Origin of the sequence: Gilliamella sp. B3817 (assembly GCF_026536705.1) — a bacterium.
In the GTDB taxonomy this organism is placed as follows: domain Bacteria; phylum Pseudomonadota; class Gammaproteobacteria; order Enterobacterales; family Orbaceae; genus Gilliamella; species Gilliamella apicola_I.
Map to the genome: position 1 here is coordinate 500,944 of NZ_JAFNNV010000002.1, position 19,690 is coordinate 520,633.

Below are 19,690 nucleotides of genomic sequence, written 5' to 3' on the forward strand. Positions count from 1 at the left end.
CGAATTAAACAACTAGAACGCGTAAGCAAAAAAATGTTTGACTTATTTTTTGTAAACCGTAATATGTGCGCCACACATAATGATTTTGTTGTTCAGATAAAATCATGGTTGTTTTGGTGAGATGGCCGAGAGGCTGAAGGCGCTCCCCTGCTAAGGGAGTATGCGGTCAAAAGCTGCATCGAGGGTTCGAATCCCTCTCTCACCGCCATTTTTAAAAATTTAAAATATGCATCCGTAGCTCAGCTGGATAGAGTACCCGGCTACGAACCGGGCGGTCAGGGGTTCGAATCCCTTCGGATGCACCATTTTTACGAACTTACAAGCATCCGTAGCTCAGCTGGATAGAGCACTCGGCTTCGAACCGAGCGGTCAGGGGTTCGAATCCCTTCGGGTGCGCCATTTAAGCATCCCAAAAGATTCTTCGATTTATGCTAATCAATCAAAGGTTATAATGTGTAAAACCACCTAAAAAATTATTCTATACGCATATATTAATCATCTGCTCTACTCTACACTTTAGCATGTTTACCAATACCCCAAAAATGCTTATATAAAACGCTCTACAACGCTTTTTATGTTTCTCAGGCATCTAATGTCATCTATTCCTACCCAAGCCCTAAAAAGTGTTTTAAGCAAGATTAGAAGTCAAAGTGCACATTCTAAGTTAATACTAAAATGAAAAATGAACACCATAATAAAAGCGTTATGATTCCACAAATTATCCCTGTTGTTGCAAAACCAAAACCCCTTTTATTATTATTTTTTATATCACTCATAGCAACAGCACTCAATACTATAGCGACAATACTTAAAATATTGATGACCAAAATAGAAACCAGTGATGAAATTCCGCAACTCATCCCCGCTATAGCTAAACCACTTGTTGCTTTATATTGTTGTTGATCCATTTATCTTTTGCCCCTTGATACTTTTGAAAAATAAAATAAATAGCAGTTAAGCATAAGATTATCGTTTTAGCAGATCAATATAAGATATATTTCACTTTATCAATCATAAATCACCGCTATTAAAATTATTTTCGTGATAGATGCGAATAAGATCGATATCAGTAGCAATTGACATATAACAATAACTAAATGATTTAGATAATGATTTAATACTGTATAAAAATAGGAAAATAGATTTAAAACCAATATGAAACATCGGTATGATAAAATTTACCAAAAAATGATTGTTAATAACTTGTATTTGTTTTTCTTTTATGAATAATAGTCGAGATAAAATATTCAGCAGTATAAGCAAGAAAAATAAATGATAAAATAATTGCTTTTATCCAATTGAACTACATTGATTGACGAATATCAGTTAGATTTCTTCGGGTATACCACTCTGGTTGAATCCCGATATAAATCGAGTATACTAAGCTCAAACTTTAAATATTTATAATCAGTCTGCTTTTTTATTTTAAATATGGTCGTCGCTATATTAAAATAACCATTAAAGTAGATAGATATCTTTAATTAATCATAATGGACTTTTTTATGTTGGACCCGAATTTACTCCGAAATGAATTGGATCTTGTCGCTACTAAATTAGCGCGCCGTGGATTTAAATTAGATGTTGATAGTATTCGTCAACTAGAAGAAAAACGTAAAGTGCTACAAGTTGAAACCGAAAGCTTACAGGCTGAGCGTAATGCACGTTCTAAAGCTATTGGTGAAGCTAAAGCTCGTGGTGAAGATATCACGTCCGTACGTGAAGAAGTCAATAAGCTTGGTGAAAGACTCAACAGTGCTAAAGCTGAGCTCGAAATCTTACTGAATCAAATTAAAGATATTGCTTCAAATATTCCAAATATACCGGATGATTCTGTACCTGACGGTAAAGACGAAAATGATAATGTTGAAATATCGCGTTTTGGTACGCCAAGAACATTTGATTTTCCAGTACAAGATCATGTTGCTTTAGGTGAACGTTTTGGTGGGCTTGACTTTGCTGCGGGTGTAAAACTCACTGGGGCTCGATTTGTGGTGATGAAATCTCAAATTGCGCGTTTACACCGTGCTATCGCTCAATTCATGTTAGACCTTCATACCGAGCAGCATGGCTATGCTGAAATTTACGTACCTTATTTAGTTAATAAGGCCACTTTATTTGGAACAGGTCAATTACCAAAATTTGCAGGTGACCTATTTCACACAAAACCGCTCGATGAAGAAGCAGAAAGCAGTAATTATGCATTAATCCCAACCGCTGAAGTTCCAGTAACAAACTTAGTGCGTGATGAAATTTTAGATGAAAGTGAGCTTCCATTAAAAATGACCGCTCATACACCTTGTTTCCGTTCTGAAGCAGGATCTTATGGTAAAGACACACGTGGTTTAATTCGTATGCACCAATTTGATAAAGTTGAGTTAGTGCAAATAGTGAAACCAGAAGAATCCATGCAAGCGTTAGAAGAGCTTACTGCTCATGCTGAAAAAGTGTTGCAGCTATTAGAACTGCCTTATCGAAAAATTGTGCTATGTACCGGTGATATGGGCTTTGGTTCTTGTAAGACCTATGATCTTGAAGTTTGGGTTCCTGCTCAAAACACTTATCGAGAAATCTCTTCTTGCTCTAATATGTGGGATTTCCAAGCACGTCGTATGCAAGCTCGTTATCGTAGCAAAGCAGACAATAAAACTTATTTAGTCCATACTTTAAATGGTTCTGGATTAGCGGTAGGGCGTACATTGGTTGCCATTATGGAAAACTATCAGCAAGCTGATGGAAGCATTAAAGTTCCATCCGTTTTAGTCCCATACATGAATGGTGTCGAAATAATAGGCTAAAAAACATTTATTAACTCTATAATAGCGCTATTCATTAGCGCTATTTTTTTATTAATTAAGGTGAAATCATGATAAAAGGTGTTGTCCTGTCAATACTCGCATCATGCCTTTTTGGCTTACTTTATTATTATCCCGTGTTATTGCATCCCTTGTCAGTTACTGATATCTTTTGCTGGCGATTGTTGACTTCTTTTCCTGCGATTGTGATTTTAATTTTAATCGAAAAACAGTGGTCTGCCATTTATCTACTTTTTGTCCGTATAAAAACACATCCCCTTCTCTTAATTGGGTTATTGTGCTCATCACTATTATTGACAGTCCAGATGATGATCTTTATCTGGGCTCCTATCAATGGACATGGCTTGTCAGCTTCATTAGGCTATTTCTTATTACCATTAACCATGGTTATTTCAGGACAGCTGTTTTATCAAGAAAAACTCAGTTTTTTACAAAAAATAGCAGTGGGGCTTGCGGCATTAGGGGTCGCTATTGAAATTGTCAATACAGGCGCATTTTCGTGGGAAACAGCCGTCATCGCCCTAGGATACCCCGTTTATTTTATGATACGCCGAAAATTACAAATAGAGGGCATTGCAGGCACATTTTCGGACTTCTTCTTTATTTTTATTGGGTGTTTGATCTATTTTATTCTTAACTACAGTTGGGATGAGATTATTCATGACATTACCCATTTTCCTATTTTTATCCCTATGCTAGGAATCATTACCGCTATTGCTTTTGCAATGTATTTTGTTGCAAGACGATTACTACCGATGGGATTATTCGGATTACTTGGATATGTAGAACCTGTTTTGCTTTCTATGGTATCGGTAATATTTTTGCATGAATCTGTATCGTCAGAGCATATCATCTCATATGGGCTTATTTGGTTGTCTGTCTGCGTATTAGCATTAGAAGGGAGTATATTTGTTTTACGAGCGATAAAACGTAAAAGAATTCGGTAAATAACATTCGATAAATAACAAAAAAGCACATTTTAATGTGCTTTTATTTGATATAGTGAAATTTATTTACTAAACGTGACCGGCTGACCATAACTTTCAATAATCGCTTGGATTCTGTCTAAGGTTTCTCTTGGAGGTGCCTCAACGCCTTCCAATTGATATTTATCCCCTATCGTATCCCACTTATAAGCCCCCATTTTATGATAAGGCAATAATTCAACACGCTCAATATTGTCCATTCCTTGAATAAATTGACCTAGTAGATGCGCAGAATTATCATCATCCGTCCAGCCTGGCACAACGACATAGCGGATCCATGTTTTTTTATTAATTTTTTGAAGATATTTAGCAAACTCAAGTACCCGTTTATTCGAAACACCGACCAGTTTTTGATGTATTTCATCATTCATCTGTTTTAAATCAAGCATCACTAAATCCGTTACTTCCATTAACGCATCAACAGTCTGATCAAGTTGTCTAGCATAACCGTTGGTATCCAGACAGGTGCTTATACCCTCTTCATGACAAGCCTTAAACCATTCTGTAATAAATTCAGATTGCAACGTTGCTTCACCACCCGATGCGGTGACGCCGCCCCCATTAGGCATGATAAAACTTTTGTAAGAAACAATTTCTTTCATTAGTTCATCAACCGTGACCTCTCGTCCTGCTTTCAAATCCCAAGTGTCACGATTATGACAGTATAAACAACGCATTAAACAACCTTGAAAAAAAACAATGAAGCGAATTCCTGGCCCATCAACAGTACCAAAAGATTCGAAAGAATGAATACGACCTTTAATCGGTTGCTTTGTTGTCATAATGATATTGTTATTTTGTTCCATAAATTTTCTCTAATGGTTGCTCACATTGCTTATACGTTATTTTAACTCAGATACGGTTTAGCTTTCACCAATTACACTAATCAGAAACGCTTTTTAATTTAGGTAATTATATAGGTTAAAAATGAATGATATCAACACAACTACTCTTTTACGAATAATGAATATGAATTTAGTCAATATTATAAAAAAATAGCGCCCTTTTAGGACGCTATTTTGTCGTAATTAAAATCAACTAAATTACATAGATTGTGTAAAAGTACGTGTAATGACGTCTTTTTGTTGTTCTTTAGTTAATGAGTTGAAACGCACTGCATATCCAGAAACACGAATGGTTAATTGTGGATATTTTTCAGGATGTTCCATCGCATCTAATAATGTTTCACGATTCAATACGTTAACATTTAAGTGCTGACCACCTTCAACTGATGCTTCGTGGTGGAAGTAACCATCCATTAAACCAGCTAAGTTACGTTTACGTGCATTATCATCTTTACCTAATGCATTTGGTACGATAGAGAAAGTATAAGAAATACCGTCTTTAGCGTAAGCAAATGGCAATTTAGCAACAGATGTTAATGAAGCAACCGCACCTTTTTGGTCACGTCCGTGCATTGGGTTAGCACCTGGTCCAAATGGCGCACCGGCACGACGACCGTCTGGCGTATTACCTGTTTTCTTACCATATACAACGTTTGAAGTAATGGTTAATACAGATTGTGTAGGAATTGCATTACGATAAGTTTTAAGTTTTTGAATTTTCTTCATGAAACGTTCAACTAAATCTACAGCGATATCATCTACACGTGGATCATTGTTACCGAATTGTGGATATTCACCTTCGATTTCAAAATCTACCGCAAGACCGTCTTCATCACGAATGGTTTTTACTTTTGCATATTTAATTGCAGATAATGAGTCAGCAGCAACAGAAAGACCAGCAATACCACATGCCATAGTACGAATAATATCACGATCGTGAAGAGCCATTAATGATGCTTCATAGCTGTATTTATCGTGCATATAGTGAATTGCGTTTAGTGCTGTCACATATTGTTTTGCTAACCAATCCATAAAGTGATCTAAACGAGCAAAGACTTTGTCGAAATCAAGATATTCATCAGTGATTGGATCTTCTTTCGGGCCAACTTGCATTTTTAATTTCTCATCCACACCACCATTGATTGCGTATAGAAGAGTTTTAGCAAGGTTTGCACGCGCACCAAAGAATTGCATTTGTTTACCAACAATCATTGGGCTTACACAACATGCGATTGCATAATCGTCGTTGTTAAAGTCTGGACGCATTAAATCATCATTTTCATATTGTAAAGATGACGTATCAATCGATACTTTTGATGCGAACTCTTTGAATCCACTTGGTAACTGTTCAGACCAAAGAATAGTCATATTTGGTTCTGGTGATGGACCCATGGTATATAAAGTGTTTAAGAAACGGAAAGAAGTCTTAGTAACTAATGTACGACCATCAACACCCATACCAGCGATTGATTCTGTTGCCCAAATAGGGTCACCAGAGAATAATTCATCATATTCTGGAGTACGTAAGAAACGAACCATACGTAATTTCATTACGAAGTGGTCAACAATTTCTTGAGCGTCTTTTTCAGTAATTAATCCAGCTTCAAGATCACGTTGGAAATAAATATCAAAGAATGTTGAAGTACGGCCTAAAGACATAGCGGCACCGTTTTGAGATTTAACCGCAGCTAAATAACCGAAGTAAGTCCATTGAACAGCCTCTTGTGCCGTTTTCGCTGGTCCAGAAATGTCGTAACCATATTTAGCAGCCATTTCTTTAATTTGACCAAGCGCACGATGTTGTTCAGCGATTTCTTCACGACGTTGCATTGTCATGGCTAAATCAACACCATTTTCAAAATCCGCTTGTAATGAATTGAATTGTGCAAATTTGTCTTGCATCAAATAGTCGATACCGTAAAGTGCTACACGACGGTAATCCCCAATGATACGACCACGTCCATACGCATCAGGAAGACCAGTGATAACACCTGATTTACGACAACGAAGAATATCTGGTGTATAGATATCGAAAACACCTTGGTTATGGGTTTTACGATAATCAGTAAAGATTTTTTTGACTAAAGGATCAAGTGTTCTGTTGTATGCTTTACAAGAGTTCTCGATCATTTTGATACCACCAAACGGGATAATCGCACGTTTTAATGGTTTCTCAGTTTGTAGGCCAACAATTTTTTCTAAATCTTTTTCAATGTAACCTGCATCATGAGCAGTAATTGTCGAAATAACACTTGTATCAAAATCTACAGGGGCATGGGTAGCATTTTCAATTTTGATGCCTTCCATAACTTTATCCCATAATTTAGTTGTCGCATCAGTTGCGCCAGCTAAAAAAGACTCATCACCCTCATATGGTGTGTAGTTTTTTTGAATGAAGTCGCGGACATTGACATTATTTTGCCAATCACCATCTTTAAATCCTTTCCAAGCGACCGCTTGTACTTCGTTTAAATTACTCATAGTTTTTCACCTCAGGTTTACTAAAATTTCTATCTACTCTTTTGTATATAAGGGTAAATATCATAAAAATCAATGTGGCTTACGTAAATATAATGCCCAATAAGGCAGCGCAACGGCTAAACCACCTAAAATATTCCCGATTGTTACAGGAATCAAATTCTTTAACACAAAATGCTCAACGGTTAATTCTTTGAATGCATCCGGTGATACACCTATTGCATGCCAAAATTCCGGAGAAGCAAAATTGTTGATCACAATTCCCATTGGGATCATGAACATATTAGCAATGCTATGCTCAAAACCACTTGCCACAAACATTGCTACCGGTAAAATCATGATTAGCATTTTATCTAATAAACTACGACCAGCGTAACTCATCCAAGCCGCCAAGCACACCATTAGATTGGCTAATAAACCAAGAAAAACAGCTTCAATAAAAGTATGATGCAATTTATGATCTGCAGTTTGCAGAACATTTAGTCCCCACATACCATTGGCTACCATATATTGACCTGAGAACCATATCACGCCAACAAACAGTATAGCACCAATAAAATTACCAATATAGACTAAAATCCAATTGCGAATCATTCTAAACCAACTGACTTTATGCGTCATTTTCGGCAAAATTGTTAAAACTGTTGAAGTAAAAAGATCTGCTCCACAGCAAACAACGAGCATAAGTCCTAATGAGAAACAAATACCACCGACTAACTTAGCAAGTCCAAACGCAACGGTAGATGTACCTGTTGTCACAGTAATATAAAATACAAAAGCAATTGAGATAAATACACCTGCAATAATGGCAGATAAAATCGTACTACTTGGGTGCTTATTTACTTTATAATTACCGACCTCTTCAGCGATTTGGGTCATTTGTGCGGGGGAAAGAGAATCCACAAACTTATCATTACTCAATGTTAACATCCTCAAAAAAACTAGGGTTTTATGAGGCGGATAGTATACTCTTAATTTATGTCAAATCATCAATTTTTTAGTTAAAAAAATTTAAAAAATTATAACTCATTATTTTTATTTTATTTTTTTACATTTATTAACATAAATAATAACATTCTGTTTTGATTTAAAAAGTGTTTAACAGTTTTAATAAGCTTTTAAAACAGACAGTTAACTATTTCATAGCAATTATAAACGATTTTTTTGCATTGCTGTTGACTGAAGAAATTCCGATAAAATAAAAAAATTTTCCATCCTTTTTCTGATATATCGAAAAAGGAGGAAAATAAAATAGAACAAGTCTTAAATAAATATGTAAATGTAACTTCACGTTACAATTTGGATATCCTTATCCAAATTTTGCCCGTAATCCAATTGTTATGGATTACTTACCTCTGAAACTAAGAAGTCAACTTTGCTAGGTAACCCCGGTGATACTCGAATCACTTTAGGATTACGCCCAATCACTTCATAGCCTTTTGGTAATGTTCTGGTATCCAATTTAATCACAAAATTGGCTCCTCTTTCCCAACGACCACCCGATACACCGACTAGGTGATAACGACCAATTGCATCGGTTGTAATGATTTCACCCCGAGCCGTAACCAATTTGATCCCACCCAATCCTTCTTCACCTTCATCTTGAATACCGTTACCATTTTTATCGACATACACTTTTCCGAAAATAAGCGCATCATCAAATAATGGATCAGCCGTAACCGTCACGGTTGCATGAGATATATTGGAGACTACTCGTCCGGTTAATGAGTTTATCGCTTTCGCTGTATTGGTATATTCACCTTGAGTCACCCCCGAACCGACCACCAGCATATAAGTAAGCGTTATTTCATCGTTAGATTTCAATTTGATGACCTGAGATGTGACCGTTCTTCCGCCACTAGGATCAGCAACTTTTTTACCATCAAGACGCGTTGAACCTTTAACAAACTTAAAGCCTGCCGGTAAGATATCTTGTATCTTGATAGCTGAAGCACGCGGACTATTATTGATAATTCTAATTGAGTAAGGCACGATATCACCTACAACGACATTATCTTTCTGTGCCATTTTAATTATCGTGACATCCTCATCCGAATTACGATACCCCAATAGCATTTCATTCGCTAACCGTGTCAAAGTTGTTGACATATCTTTTAACATGACAGGCACAGTGTGAGCACCACCCACACCATTGAATGTTACCGAAGCCGGTGGATTAGCTAAATTAATTAAGTCATGTTCAATTACTTTACCGTTATTGTCTGCGTATTGATCAAATGACGGTATCAAATCAAATAAAGGATTACCACGACCAACATTGACACTACCATCGTTATACTCGCCATACAGGACTCTAACAAAGTATCGCACTGCACCATTATTATTGGTATCAATAATGAGGTTACGGAAACTAAATTTACCATTTTCACCACTTATTGACTTAACCGGTTGACCATTTTTATCTAAGATGTGTTGTTTATCACTATCTAATAAGTAAACATTCACACCTTTTAAGCCATTATAATTAGCAGCACCTTTTAACCCTCCGCCCTGATTATCATCAAGAATTCTTCCTTCAATGAATCCTCCATTGATATAACCAAAGTTTTGATCGATTAAACTACCCGAAATATCTAATGTTGCCACGTTTTCTGTTTTAGGGGTATTTACGGTGCCATTACGATCATGATGCGCATCATCCGGATCAAAGCTTGCTCTTAAAGTCGTCGGTATACCCGTAACTTCAATTTTCCATTTACCCGGAATAATATTGTTAATTTCATAATCAACATCACTCGCTGCTAATGTGTGTGTAAAGTGGATAGCAGGATTGTTTACATTCTCGAATAATAATGTGACCGGCGCATTAACTGAGCTATCAATTGAAGGATTGTACTCTCCATCATCATTGTTATCTAAGAACACTTTACCTTTAATACCACTTATCCCACTCCAAGCAAAAATTACTCCTTGAGCATGATCGGTTGCACTCGCAAACTGGTAAATTTCCTCCATTTCGTTATCAGTCTTATTCGTTGTTGCAGCAATATTACTATCTGTTAGTAAGAAACTACTTATATAGTTAGAATTTTGAATAGAGACTTTAACTTTGTAGTTAACACCTGAAACTAGGTTTTCAAACTTATATTGACCAAGATCATTAATATTTGTGCCTGTACTTATTGCCTCAACACTATCAACCAAATCATTTTCGACAAATAATTCAACGGCATAATGCGGGAATAGTGAATCAATACCAATATCTTGAGCTGTTATTGTGTTACCATCATTGGTATCGATATCAATCACAACTTGACCACTAATGCTTGCTTGACCTTTTAGACCGAAATCAACATTGGTGACTAATGGAGAAGATGCCGCATTCATATCTAGTTTTGTTCCATTTGGAACATCAGTAGCAGGCATACCTTGTGGTTTAACCACATAGCTATAACTATAGCCTGAACCTGCTACTGGTTGAACAGTAATAATCCATTCACCCTCTGCAATATTATTGATTTCATATTGACCGTTAGCATCACTCACAGCGGTTAGAAGAATATTAGGATTATTCGCATCCCTTGCTTCAACGGTAACGCCGGCTAAAGTAGTATGATATGTCTGATGTATACCTTTTCCTGAGTAATCTTTATAAATTTTGCCTTTTAACGCTTTTTGACTCTTATAACCATAATCAATATTGTCAACTTGTTGATTAACACCCGCTACCACTAACATATCATGATTACTTGCATTTCCACCATTAACCATGGCTGGACTGAAACTGATTTGATATCCAGACTGCAATAAGGTGCTATCATCAACGCTCACTTCATATTGATTATATGCCGTTAGATTATCAAACTGGTAATGACCATTGCTATCCGTTGTCGTTCTGATTTCAGGCGCACCACTTAAGCCATTACTTTTGAGGGTAACAGGAATACCATTTAAAGGTCTATCAATAGCTGCCGCATGGTAATTCAAACTAGCATTATCATTGATATCCATATCGACAACCACTCGCCCAGCAATTTTAGCACTCCCCTTCAAGCCATAGTCGATAGTTTTACCTGCGGTATCTGTGGCAGAAATGGTTAGTTTCAACTCGCCAGGATTGACCTGATCAATGGATGAATAATTAACAGCATAATTGACGTAACTATAATTCCAATCTTGAGGATAACCCGTAATTTTAACAATCCATACACCCGACGTTAGATTGTTTATTGCATAACTTCCATCAGCGAGTGAAACGCTCGAAACTTTTGCGTTATTACTTTGATTGATGGCGCTCACCTCAACCCCAGATAATGTAGGATAATTAGCATTATGAACAGCATTACCCATAATATCTTGATAGATATGACCACTTATACCTATATTACCTTTATAACCAAAATCATTACTGATTTTCTGGTCGTTGTCCGCTGAAACAACTACAGGGGCAATATCGAATGCGTTATTCGTCGATGACTTACCTGTCGGACTAAAGCTAATGACATAACCACTTAAAGCGTTTGCAGGATCCGTCACTCGAATTCGATAATTACCACTCGATAAACCATTAAATTCAAAATAACCATTACTGCCAGTGTTCGTTTGTTTATAGATAACAGTATCATTAGTTGGATCGATTAGGTTTATGGTTAAATTAGCAATACCGGTATCACCTTGTGACAATTGTTCATCGACATCGTTATCCAGAACAACCATACCTGTAATTATACTTTGACCTTTCATACCTAGATCAAGTTTGATATCTCGACCGGTATTTGAATCAACCTGATAACTAATACTATTAGTATTGGTCCCAGTTGGATTTACTGATTTTTTAACAAAATAGCTATAAACTAAACTTGAACGTGTTGGATGTGAAACCGAAACTGTCCATTTGCCTTCAGTAATGTTAGTAAACGAAAACTGACCATCGCTACCAACTGTTTGGCTTTCTGTCACTTTTTTGTTATTCCATTCACCTTCAATTTTTACAACAGCACCCTCTAATTTTGTATGGAATGTTTGATAAGAACCATTTCCGCTTGCGTCCAAATAAACTGTTCCTGATAAGTTGCGTTTAATTTGATAACCGAAAGCACGTTTTTCTGGATTAAGTTCATACCGACTGTCATTCGGACCATTAATATCAAACGTTGCTATCGCCGATGGCGTTGCTGGATTTCCTGGACTAAAGACAAGTTTATAATCATTATGATTTACTGTGCTTGTAATTTCATAATTATGTTGACTTAATCCGTCTATTTCAAAAGCACCTGTAAATGGGTCAACCGATATATCTTTAGGTGCGAAGCCCGATTTATTGTTTGCTGAATTTAAGGTTATTACTGGGGTTATTGGTGTAGATAACTGACCAAATGCCATATCGTTTTGACTATATTGATCATCATCATCTCGGTCAATAACCACATAACCTGTGATTTTACTGCTACCTCGATAACCGATATTGATATTGTCAATTGAAGGTTGATTGACAGTTAAGTTAATATCTAATGACAAACTATTATTCTGCCCAACAATCGTTCTGTTATTCATTGAAGTATAATTTAAAGCATAATTATTCCAATCTGCCACTGTTTGTGAGTTATCAGCAGAAAGAACCCATTGACCTGGTGACATATTTTCGAATTTAAAATTTCCTGAACTGTCAGTTATTACTGAAAATGTTGCTTGATTATTAGTCGCATTAGAATTTGGGCTTGGCACTTTTGTCAAATTAAGTTTGACCCCAGCAAAGCTGGTATCAACATCTGTTTTACTTTGACTATTATCCACATCAATCGTTACTTGTCCTGCGATAATACCGTCATAATTAAATCCAGTACTACTACTGAAATCATCATTAGTTAGCGGCATAAAATCAATGATATTTTTATTATTTGCTATCTCTGATGCAGGAATAAGTTTAGCGCCATCTGGTGTAATGACTTCTACTTGATAATAATAATTTATAGGTAGCTTTTCGAAAAGATATTGACCATTTTTCGATGGATTACCATTTAAAGAAATATTATCCGTCTCAATTGTTTTAAGCGTTTTATATTGATTTGAGCCTGGAACCTTGTAATTTAGATTCACCTTCACACCATTAGTAAGCTCATCAACCGTTTTGATTTTATTGTTATTAAAATCAATCCAGACATCACCACCAATTTTTTGCTTACCTAAAACAAGATAATGATTATCAAGTGATCCTTCTAAAGGTAATCCACTGACAGGAATAACGATATTTTGTGCTTGATTTCCTGATTTACTTTGTTTGAAATCATAGTCACTAATCGAATTCATTATGATTTTAACAGAGTAATTAACACCCGTTCCGTATAATAGATTGGCAAAATGATAATGACCATTGTTGGTTTTTTGAGTCATCAATGGCTGTCCACTGGCATTTAATCCTGAATATAATTCAACAGTTGCCTGTACCGAGCCATCAAGTGGATGCGCAAATTGATTTGTATGATTCAAATCTTGGTTAGAATCGTTAAAATCGATATACACATTACCTTGAATACCATCATAGCTAGCCTGATTATAATAGAATATTTTACCGTCAATACCTCGATTATTGATAATGATATTTGATATGGTATCAATCGGTTGCACTGAGTTTTCGCTATTCCCAACAATAACATAGTTTTGTGGGGCTAAAATAACACTGACTTTATAGTTACCATCTGGCAAATTATAAAAATGATATTCTCCATTTGCATCACTATACTGGCGAACCATTTCTTTATTCGTCGTAGCATCGTATAAACTGAGTAATACCCCACCTAATGGCTCACCGGTTGCAGCAGCAGGATCACCAATTAATGTTTTGCCCGAAATACCACTATTTGTTGCGGTAGTGCTGGTTATACCTGCCGATGGATTAGCATTTGTCTTCCCTGCTAATAAGAAGTATTTACCTTTCTGACTACCACCTTTAGTATTAAAAGATATCGGATTTAAAGTTTTGTTCGTATTGTTATCCGCATTCGCTATCACGCCATAACCGCTCGGCGGTTCAATTTCAACAGTATAAAGGCTAGCTTTCGAATCATCTTTACTTAAACTAAAACTATAATAGCCAATTTCATTGGTTTTAATCGTACTAAATGGCGTACCTGTTGCGTCACTTCCTTTATATAAATTAATAGTTACATTTGAAACAGGAACATCACCCGTTCTATTGAAACTGATATCGGGTTGGCCATTATTATTGATATCGATCATGACATAACCCGATATCGATGCATCCCCCTCTTTTTTATAAATGAAGTCTAAACCACCACCTGATAAAATTGGCGTCGACGCAGTGATTTGAACATCGTTCACGGTATCAGAAGGACTTTTCAATTCATAACGTTTATCTAAGCCTGTATCCGTTACTTTTATCGTGTAATTATCATTTAAAAGATGACTGAAACGATATTTACCATTATTGTCCGTTTTGGTATAAGAATATAATTTATTACTGCCTTTACGATAAATTTCGACACGTACACCAGTGATTGGCACGTCACCCTTAGACGCATCAAAACTACCATTATCATCATAATCGTAATAAAGCTGACCGCTAATTTCAGTATTATTATTGGCTCTAATTAACCAATATTGATTCGGTACACCTCTTGGTAATAAATAAACCTGCATATATTCCAAATTTGTTTTTATTTCATTTGGAAGATAAGTTTTTTCTGTTTTAGATGCGCTGCTATTACCAACTAATTTGAAAGCACTATGATCCAATCCATTTAATCGCAATAACATACTTGTCAGATATAAATTATTATACCGAGTTGAGTTTTGTTTATTATAAACAAATCGCCCATTTTGTTTTACTTTGTTATCAACAAAATCAGGATCTGCAAGGATAGAATCGATACTTTTCGTTCTATCATAGTAATTAGGATAAATTCTGGGTGTAAAGACCCCTTCTACAGATAAATCTGAAAGGTTATACCGTTGTAATTCATCTGATGTTAATAAAACCGATTGCTCATTTTTTTCAGTTGATCCGGTGATGTCTAAATAAATATTACCTGACAAGGCTTCAGTGAGCCCTGAAGGCGCTATCGTTGCTTGCATAAACCATTGATTATTATCATCCATATTTGCTAATGTGCCATCAGCTAATACTTCAAAATTTACTGTACCAGGAGGTGAAGAAGGATCCTTATCGGCAATATCTAAATATTTAGTTTTATCTGCTTGATGAACAATACGGTATTTGCCTTCTGGTAATGATTTTAGATTGATCGTTCGATAGTAATCACCAATAACACTCCATTTTTCATAATTACTTCCATTCCAGAAATAGAGATCAAAATATCCATCGCCTTTCTCAAGTGTTTGTTCACCTGCATAGTCCATATCGCCATTGAGATCATTAACCGGTGCCCCCGAAAATTGTCCTTTTCCTTGCATTAGAAAGTTTTTCGTCATCGGGACATCTAGTTGTTTAAATTGTACTTTATAACTTGGTGCTAACTCTTTAGCGGTATTTGTGACAGCCGTTGTACCTGAATAGATAGCTTTAACGATATAAGTCACATCTCGATTAATACCATCTTGTTGCCCTTGAAAACTATATTCACCCTTGGCATTGGTTAGTTTTTTCCCAATAAAATTACTTCCATTTTCAGTACAATCATTGGTACCGTCATCTTCACAAAGTAAAACAATAGCATTCTTTAATGGTAAGTCATTAGCATTGTACATTTGCCCGGTTTGTATCTCACCATCACCTAACCATGTATCTAACAGTACTGAACCACGAAGAACATCTTCATTAATTTTCAATTTATACCAGATGTTAGTATCCCTGTTATATTTGTTACCACCACTCGCATTAACAACAATGCTTGATATCGTTTTTTTATTATCATTAGGATCGATACTTGAACCGCTATTCTGATCATTATTTTCGAAATCAACATCGCCAGCCTTGATATTACTGTCGCCACCATACTCCTGTTTAGCCGTAACACGATACTCTCCATTAGGCAAATTGGTGAAATTGTAATAACCCTTGTTATCTGTTGCAAATTCAGTGATAACTGTCCATTTTCCAAATACTTTACGCTCCAAAGTAACCCGATTTTGTTTAATTGGTGTATCTTGATTTGGATTATAAGTGCCTAAAGCCCCTCGATGGCTATTATTTAAATACACATATCCAGAAATCGTATTGGGTCTTTTTGGTGTAAAGTAAAGGGTATCTTCCCAAGTTCTATTTGGAGTGACATTAATCGAATATTCGCCATTATATGATTCGGGATAATCCAAATTATCCGTATCATATTCAACAACAGAATAATAAAATAAACCCGCATGATCGATAGGATAATTTTGTGAGCCTCTTACGCCATAAAAACCCGGTTTTTGATAGCTGACTTCTAATTTATTACCTTGTAAATCGGTTGCTTGAGTCACACCATCTTCTTCAAAAAAGGCTATTTTAGTATAAGTACTGGCGGTAATTGCTTCAAGCCCATTAATTGTAGAACTCCAGCTCCAATTTCCATTGGCTGTTTTCAAATAATTGACGACTAATAAATTACCTAAATCTTTACGTATTGGTGAATACCAAAAGTTTTGGTTGGTTTTTCTCTCGTTAAGTTTGGGTACGATAATCTCTTTAGCAGCAATGTTAGCTTGTGTACCATTACTTAATGTGACTTTTCCTTTATGCGTACTTCTTGATTTAGAGGAGGTACTGGTTGACTTACCGTCTGTGTCATTGACAAAAACAGTATTATTTAAATTTATATTTGACTCTGTGACAACAACTTTATAATCTTTGTCTTTTACTAATCCGACAAATTGATAGGCGCCCAAATTACCGGTAAATTGATAAGCAATTTTTTCCCAATCGGTTCCATTATGTTGGTAAAGTTCGACAGTGGTATTAAGTCCTGTACTACCTTGAGCCGCAAGCGGAATATTATTGCCCGTTTTACCTGAATCCGGGCCTGCTATAATATATTGCTGAGGTCCTAGTACAAACACATTTCCAGATATACTGGATAAAGATGTATCGTTAGGATCTAATTGAAACAAGAAATTAGGACCACTAGGCACCCCAGTTGAGTCAGGTATTGTTAATTGTGCTTTTGCCCTGTTTTTACTATCAGTAGTAAAAGGTGGAGAAGTGACATTTGTTACCTGAATATCATAAGTTGCAACAGCGAGATCACTAAAGCTGTATTTACCATCACCACCTGTAATAACGGTATCGGTTCCCATTACTTTGGTTGTTGTACCGGAATAATACAACTCGACCCTCATATTTTGTAGACCAGTATCAATATCAGCTTCATAGGTATTATTGTTATTTCTATCAACCACAACAACACCATCAACAGAATTGGTATTACGATGTTTAAGATTAAATTGCCCACTTTGATCTGAACCTTCCATCTTAAAAGAAATAAGTTCAGCATATTGATGACTATTATCTGGTAATATGACGTCCCATAATTTATAATTTCGAGTTTTTAAAAAGAGATCAACGTCTTTATCAAAAAAAGCCTCATATTTAACCTGTAATAATGTATTTTTTATCTCTATTTCGCCATTACTATCTGTTTTTAATACGATATTATTATCCGTATTGGTTACCATCCCAACCGTTGATTGAGTTCTCATTTTTACAGGAATGTTGTTAATACCTGCATCTGTACCATTTTTAACTTTTAGATGAATAGTTCCCCCTTTTCCTTTTAAAAAGAGGTTTTGACCTAATTCACCTGTTGCCCCTCTAACAGTTACGTTTTTGGAAACGCTTTCCCCATTATTGGTTGCTATTTCAACGATATAATTTCCTAAAGTGTTAACTTCAAAGTTATACTGGCCATTATCGTTTGTCTGTTCATTTGATATTAAAATCCCTTGATCATCTTTTAATGTCACGGATAAGCCTTGTAACGGAAAGGTTACATTTTTTGCGGTATCATCGTAGTCTAAAAATACCCTTCCCGCTATTGGAATTGCATTAGCTACCGATACAATTGTTAACGACATAAAGGCGGAAAGCAACATCCATTTTAGACATTGTAATATCGCTTTGTAACTAAAAACATCAACCCAAGATCTTTTTTTAGCATTCATTTTCGCTGTTGCATTACACTTAATTCGCATTATCTTCTCTCCTGATATGCGTAAATTCTCTTCTTTTCGATTTTCAGCTTTTAGGTCTGATTTTATTTGCACGGGTAAACGTATTTGACCACTGTTAACTTTTTGCCAACTGTTCATTAGAAACTCCCCACTACATTGACAAACCAACCATGTGAACGGTAGTTCAAGCGTGTTAAGTTGTCGTTATAATCCGTGAAGTTGTAACCCACACCCATCTTGATGTTGTCGCCAACATTACGATAGACACTGGTCACTAAACCGTCTTTGTGGTCATCTGCCAGGTCTGTACGTAGCGTTCGCCCTTCAACCTGATATTCCCAGTCACCCGTCTTATAATTAATCCTTAGTGCATATAAATCAGCGCCTGATGAATACCAATCGCTTTCACCTTTATAACGTAAATGACCCTGCCTTTGTGCTGCTTTAAACGCCGTTTCCCAGTTCGCATTCCATTCGTAAACACCTTCTAATGACCATACCCAGCTCTTTTGGTCATACAAGCTCGACGTATAACGTTTACCACCTGATGATGTTGAGTTCACTATCAACTGGTCATCCGGATCTAATCCATACACATAGGTCATTTTGCCAAAAAGGTTCAGATTATTGATTACTTGCGGTCGGTAGGCAAAACCGATCATTGACTCCGTGTAATTACTTACTACATCACTTGAATCATCTTGATTACCAAACGTTTTGGCAAAATCAAATTGTCCAAGCCAACTTAAGTCTTCATTGACCACCGTCTTTGCCCGGTTAGTGGTCACCCATTGTCTTATGCGTTCACTACCTTCATCTATCCGATATTCCAGACGATTGCGTATTTGAAATAAATCATTTTTATAACCATAACCAGCGGCATAAATATCCCGACGAGTTTCATCATTTCCGGTTAAACTGGTGTGATTGCGGTGACGGTTGCTCACACGGCCTATCGAGTAAGACCCCTCTATAAATTGGGCTTCCGTCGGTTTATAACTTACCCCATAAACATCCGATGTCGTGTGGTCTATGCGGTTGGTTTTAAATTGTCGCTCGGAATATAATTCCATTTGACTCGTCGCCTTGGTTCGACCACCGAATACCGTTGTAATACCGCGACCCGAACTTGAGTCCACATCATTGAGTACCTTCGTGTATAAGTTGGTGCGGTCATTCACATCCCAGCTGCCCTGAATGCCACCACCGCCTCCCCGGTTCGACACAAATAATTCCGCGCCAATATTAATGCTGTCCGTTATCTGGGAGCTGTATCCCACCGTCGTGCGGTTGTCATTTGACACATCACCCGATTTGCCTAACGTCAGCTGCTGAATGATGTAACCCTTGTCCCGTCCGTCAAAAAACGAGCGTTCCAGTTTCGCCGCCACCAGCATTTCATGCGTGCTGTCCTCACCATAATTGTGGTTATTGCGGTGCTCCAGCTCTAATGTGGTTTTATATAAATCGCCCAGCGTAGTGT

8 protein-coding genes and 3 tRNA genes are annotated in these 19,690 nt (G+C 36.5%); 5 read left to right on the forward strand and 6 right to left on the reverse strand.

All coding sequences use genetic code 11. From position 1 onward, the window contains the following. Positions 1-115: 115 nt before the first annotated feature. The 3 genes from J3U36_RS04885 to J3U36_RS04895 all read left to right on the forward strand — a co-directional run bounded on the left by J3U36_RS04885 (position 116) and on the right by J3U36_RS04895 (position 399). Positions 116-208: transfer RNA gene (locus J3U36_RS04885), tRNA-Ser, on the forward strand. Between the two features lie 20 nt (positions 209-228). Next, positions 229-305 (forward strand) — tRNA-Arg (locus tag J3U36_RS04890). Between the two features lie 17 nt (positions 306-322). Further along, positions 323-399 (forward strand) — tRNA-Arg (locus J3U36_RS04895). A gap of 260 nt (positions 400-659) precedes the next feature. Here J3U36_RS04895 and J3U36_RS04900 read toward each other — a convergent pair. Beyond that, the gene (locus J3U36_RS04900) at positions 660-908 is read right to left on the reverse strand and encodes a DUF4190 domain-containing protein (RefSeq protein WP_267377864.1); all 249 of its coding nucleotides are present in this window, start codon (positions 906-908) and stop codon (positions 660-662) included. 594 nt (positions 909-1,502) lie between these two features. Here J3U36_RS04900 and serS point away from each other — a divergent pair. Then, positions 1,503-2,795 carry a serine--tRNA ligase gene (gene serS, locus J3U36_RS04905; RefSeq protein WP_267377862.1) on the forward strand — a complete coding sequence of 431 codons (1,293 nt, stop codon included), beginning with the start codon at positions 1,503-1,505 and terminating at the stop codon, positions 2,793-2,795. Positions 2,796-2,863: 68 nt separating this feature from the next. Beyond that, the gene (gene rarD / locus J3U36_RS04910) at positions 2,864-3,760 is read left to right on the forward strand and encodes an EamA family transporter RarD (RefSeq protein WP_267377860.1); all 897 of its coding nucleotides are present in this window, start codon (positions 2,864-2,866) and stop codon (positions 3,758-3,760) included. A 62-nt stretch (positions 3,761-3,822) separates the two neighbouring features. On the opposite strand, the gene pflA is transcribed toward rarD, so the two are convergent. The 5 genes from pflA to J3U36_RS04935 form a co-directional block, all read right to left on the reverse strand. Continuing rightward, on the reverse strand, positions 3,823-4,605 hold the full coding sequence (pflA, locus tag J3U36_RS04915) for a pyruvate formate lyase 1-activating protein (protein ID WP_218837373.1): 783 nt from the start codon (positions 4,603-4,605) through the stop codon (positions 3,823-3,825). Positions 4,606-4,842: 237 nt separating this feature from the next. Further along, positions 4,843-7,125 carry a formate C-acetyltransferase gene (gene pflB / locus J3U36_RS04920; protein WP_220215723.1) on the reverse strand — a complete coding sequence of 761 codons (2,283 nt, stop codon included), beginning with the start codon at positions 7,123-7,125 and terminating at the stop codon, positions 4,843-4,845. A 69-nt stretch (positions 7,126-7,194) separates the two neighbouring features. Continuing rightward, complete coding sequence (gene focA / locus J3U36_RS04925; RefSeq protein WP_267377857.1) at positions 7,195-8,043, reverse strand: formate transporter FocA; 849 nt, start codon at positions 8,041-8,043, stop codon at positions 7,195-7,197. 417 nt (positions 8,044-8,460) lie between these two features. Beyond that, positions 8,461-18,345: an SdrD B-like domain-containing protein gene (locus J3U36_RS04930; RefSeq protein WP_267377855.1), complete on the reverse strand. Its 9,885-nt coding sequence runs from the start codon at positions 18,343-18,345 to the stop codon at positions 8,461-8,463. Beyond that, a complete protein-coding gene (locus J3U36_RS04935) occupies positions 18,345-19,346 on the reverse strand; it encodes a hypothetical protein (protein WP_267385846.1) in 1,002 nt (333 codons plus the stop codon). The genes J3U36_RS04930 and J3U36_RS04935 overlap by 1 nt, the downstream gene beginning before the upstream one ends. Positions 19,347-19,690: the final 344 nt, after the last annotated feature.

Excerpts from the sequence above, each read along its gene's own strand:
- J3U36_RS04900 (WP_267377864.1), bottom strand. The coding sequence starts at position 908 with ATGGATCAACAACAATATAAAGCAACAAGTGGTTTAGCTATAGCGGGG.
- serS (WP_267377862.1), top strand. The coding sequence starts at position 1,503 with ATGTTGGACCCGAATTTACTCCGAAATGAATTGGATCTTGTCGCTACT.
- rarD (WP_267377860.1), top strand. The coding sequence starts at position 2,864 with ATGATAAAAGGTGTTGTCCTGTCAATACTCGCATCATGCCTTTTTGGC.
- pflA (WP_218837373.1), bottom strand. The coding sequence starts at position 4,605 with ATGGAACAAAATAACAATATCATTATGACAACAAAGCAACCGATTAAA.
- pflB (WP_220215723.1), bottom strand. The coding sequence starts at position 7,125 with ATGAGTAATTTAAACGAAGTACAAGCGGTCGCTTGGAAAGGATTTAAA.
- J3U36_RS04930 (WP_267377855.1), bottom strand. The coding sequence starts at position 18,345 with ATGAACAGTTGGCAAAAAGTTAACAGTGGTCAAATACGTTTACCCGTG.